We start from the raw sequence: 3717 nt of genomic DNA, 5'->3' as shown, positions 1-3717 counted from the left end.
CGACCAGATCCGTAACGACATCAGTAACGAGAAAAAAGCGCGGGCTAAAGCTAAAAAAACGCGCTAAGTGGCGATAGATTAAGCAGTCAGCCGACAGCTGCTTAACCTGTAAGGAAAAAAACGCTATAATCCCGCCGCTTCGTCCCCTTAGTTAAATGGATATAACGAGCCCCTCCTAAGGGCTAGTTGCAGGTTCGATTCCTGCAGGGGACACCATTTCAAGCCCTCCTGATACCTACCGAATTCGATAAAATCCCCTGATGGCCGGCAAAAAACGCTTAACCCTGGGTGTAACGTCTACCTGATTCAACTTGAATCAGCAAACATTTGGCAAACCGATCCTGTTCAACCTCCGGCAAGCCCCCAAAACTTTCTGCTCGGCCACGCGGGCCATCGGCGGGCGCAGCGCCATTTGTCTTTTATGGCGTCGGTACTCGGGCGTGTCTACAGCCAGTGGAGCGTGGCATCCAGACCTTCGCTGTCGGCTTTCTCCAGCGCTTCCGGCACAAGCCCCTGGATATCGTTGTCAGCCATGCTGGTGGCACTGACCGGCTCATCGCGCCAGCCGGGCATATCATCGAGTACTTTTTCATTAATCCAGTTCAGCGTGATCTCATCAGCAAATGGCGCACCGTCGTTAAACGCCAGCGTTTCAAGTCCGGTAAGGCGGCGCAGCAGCCCTTTCAGGTCGGCGGTGATGATGTCGGCCAGTACATCCAGCCCCAATTTCACCAGTGCCTGGTGGGTGTTCCACTGCAAATCCAGCCAGAGGTGATTGGCGCCAGGCTGCGGGGGGGAATAATTTTAAGATTTACCGGCATAGTCAGGGTATAAAGACCAGTTCAGGTGAAACAGTATTAAGATTCAATTGTGCGCGGACATTGGTAAATTTAGGCGGCACAATCCAGTCAAATATAACTCCATTCTTATTCCATGTAATCGATGAAAAATTTTCTTGCTTCTGCCAGCTATCTAATTCCAGTGAACGCCAGCAACTGACAACCATTATACGCTGTACCCTAGTTGTTTTTTTTGCCCCAACCTGATAAATATCGGCATACATTTCCTGCCCGGCCCCGCACTGTGCTGTAGGGTTCCCCGGGCGTGAGGGGAAACCATTAATTAAAAGAAAATATTGTCTATTACCGATGGTATGCAACTTCCTATCACTGTATAGTGATGCCAGTTCTTTTTGAGGTATAATCGTTACACCTTCAATCGCTAATGGTTGTTGGCGGTTAAATATTTCCTTGATTTCTGATGCGGAGGCATTCAATGCTACACCAAGAAAAAACACAAGGCCTTGAATATATTTCATGTATTTATTCCCCATAAACTTTATCGGCATAACACAGCCCTGAATAAACCCATGCATGATCCGCAGACTGCCCAGCAGAGCCAGAAGCATAGGTTGGCTGATCTCGATTGTGTAGCTGTTCTTCAGTCTGACCAGTATTCGTGGGGTTATTCATATTCCAGCCAATATTTCCGGTGTTACTGTCACACAGATGGCTATATTTACGTACCCAAGAACTAGTCGTGTCATCCCATTTGTAATAGTACTCCCCATTCCACAGAGTGATTGCTTCCCGCTCGACCATGTCGTCCGTATAGGTGCCGTGTTGGCTGAGATGACGTATCGCCTGCTCACGTTTAGCCTGGAACAAGTCGTTTCCAGCTTTAACATTCGCCTTCCAGCTCCAGGTTGTGGTGTAGTCCGGCGCCGGATTTGTCATTTGAGCCATACCATAGCCCTGGTCAAAGGATACAATTGGTTCACCATCAAGATTAATAAATTGCTTATTGAAGCTTTCATGAGCCAGCAGTTTCTTAAGCCCGGATGAGTTTTCAAGGGTATCAATAAAAGCGTGCAGATCTGTAACAACCGGGTTCTGGCCTTTGATTTTAATATTACGCTTAATGATCAACTCACCAATTTTGACTGACACGACCAGTTTCCCCCCTAGTAATTTCTCTTCACCAAAATTTACCGTCCATCTTTTTTCAGTAGAAGAAAACTCCCCGGCATCCGAAAACGCTCTTAATACGGTGGTTCCCCGAGTTCTTTCCTTCAGACCACTTCTTTTGGCATCCCAGCTAATCGCGCAGGACCATTGATAAGGGCCAGTAGCTTCCGTTCGAAATTCAAAAACAATCTCCGGAATCGTGGCATCAGCTTTTAAAGTAAATTCCGCATTATCTGCCGGCGTAACCCAAGATGTATTCTCTGCGGTGGCAACCACCCGGACAAGACTATCCCGAGTGGTATTAGTAGTTCCCGCGTTCCGTGCGTTGTCCATTTTTGGCTCCTTGATCCTTAAAACTTCAGTGAAAGTTTTTCAGCAGTGCGGGTATCCTCCACCTGGAAGTACGGAATATCAGACTGACGTTGTTTTGGCCGCCGTCATCAACGGGGATGTTTTTAACGATAACTTTTCTTTTTTAGAAACATTCGAAAAGGACTGCACCGAAATTATTTTTATTAACATTTAACTTTTTTCTCTCTCTGAGAATAATGCAGACATCTGATCGTGACTTAAATATCAAGAAATCATTAATTCAACGGATGATTTTGCTTTCTTTTTCGTCCTAAGTGAATAAAAGTCAATATTTATATCAACGCGCAAATTAGGCGACCCATTTTGGAAACTTTCAGTCATCTAATCATCCCTCTGCTTATCACGATCCACGTTTTCACGTTTCGATTCCTTAGAAGCGATAATAGAATAATGATGATTAAAAGATCAAAGATAAATACACTCAAACCAAAACAATAAAATCACCAGGACTTTTCGTCTAGCTATTAATAATGAGTTACGCTGGGACGACAGGAAAATAATCTATCACCATCCGAAATAAACAATCATTTATATCGAAGAAGACAATGCCGTCAGAGTATTGTTTAAAATAATCTCCTGGGTTGATGCAAATCAAAATTTGAAAAACAAAACAACCAATCAATAACAAAGATAAATATATACGGAGTGAAATATTAAAGGGGAAAATAAAGCTTGCAATAAATGGATTTGACACATCAAAACTATGATCGCAGAACCTGTCAGTAAGTTTGTGTAACTACCATTGTATTAAAGGCGATTATCCCTTCCTTATAGCGGCAGAACTTCCTGAGGTTTTATGCAAACTCGCACATTACTCAGGAAGTCTCATCCCTCTTCCGGCAGGCAGCAGTGACCGACAGGAACTCTCATCCCTGCAGGTCACTGAGCCGTAAGCAGCTACCCCACTCCGGTCCTGACACAAGGTACTCAAACTAACTTAGAACCAGGCCTCGAACATCCCGCCGACGTTCAGCGAGTCCAGCTGATCGCTGCTGGTGCCGTTGACCTTAGCGGTATGTTTATTATCCACCTGGCCGCCGGTGACGTAGAAGCGCAGCATCGGCCGGAACTCAGGCCCCATCCCAATCGCGATGTTCTGCGACAGCGTCAGCTTCCAGCCTTTGTTGTCGCCACCCCGATCGTAGTCAACACGCTGATAGCCGGCTTCCAGCCAGGTTGAATGCACGTCGTTCCAGAAATACATCGGACGGATAATCGCGCCGTAGTTTTTACGGTTATCGGTATTGTCCCTGCCGTTGTCGTAGTCATGGAAGGCCAGCAGGTATTCAACCTGCGCCTGGCGGGTAAACTTGTGGCTGCCCTCAAAGCTGGCGTAGATGGCCGTCAGCCCGCCGGTTTTGTTATAGACGCTGTTATC

General features: G+C 46.2%; 3 protein-coding genes, 1 tRNA gene and 1 pseudogene. 1 reads left to right on the top strand and 4 read right to left on the bottom strand.

The window, feature by feature from the left end:
• The first annotated feature begins 141 nt into the window (after positions 1-141).
• A tRNA-Arg gene (locus PFH44_RS25835) sits at positions 142-216 on the top strand.
• Between the two features lie 154 nt (positions 217-370).
• Here the strand turns inward: PFH44_RS25835 and PFH44_RS25830 are convergent.
• From PFH44_RS25830 to PFH44_RS25815, 4 genes and pseudogenes are all read right to left on the bottom strand, one after another.
• Positions 371-783, bottom strand: a pseudogene (locus tag PFH44_RS25830) (type VI secretion system domain-containing protein); the annotation flags it as partial.
• Positions 784-823: 40 nt separating this feature from the next.
• Positions 824-1318, bottom strand: coding sequence for a hypothetical protein (locus tag PFH44_RS25825; RefSeq protein WP_152643988.1), 495 nt, complete (start codon positions 1316-1318; stop codon positions 824-826).
• Positions 1319-1322: 4 nt separating this feature from the next.
• Entirely contained in the window at positions 1323-2300 is a 978-nt protein-coding gene (locus PFH44_RS25820; protein WP_283826595.1) for a hypothetical protein, read from the bottom strand.
• A 976-nt stretch (positions 2301-3276) separates the two neighbouring features.
• On the bottom strand, positions 3277-3717 hold a 441-nt coding region (locus PFH44_RS25815), incomplete at its 5' end, for a carbohydrate porin (protein WP_283826594.1).

This window comes from Klebsiella sp. Ech2A (assembly GCF_030078455.1).
In the GTDB taxonomy this organism is placed as follows: Bacteria; Pseudomonadota; Gammaproteobacteria; order Enterobacterales; family Enterobacteriaceae; genus Klebsiella; species Klebsiella terrigena.
The sequence above is the reverse complement of the archived record's forward strand: the minus strand, read 5'-3'. Positions and strand labels throughout refer to the sequence as shown.

What these genes read in the sequence shown, in the direction of transcription:
- PFH44_RS25825 (WP_152643988.1), bottom strand. Translation starts at nt 1,318, where the DNA reads ATGAAATATATTCAAGGCCTTGTGTTTTTTCTTGGTGTAGCATTGAAT.
- PFH44_RS25820 (WP_283826595.1), bottom strand. Translation starts at nt 2,300, where the DNA reads ATGGACAACGCACGGAACGCGGGAACTACTAATACCACTCGGGATAGT.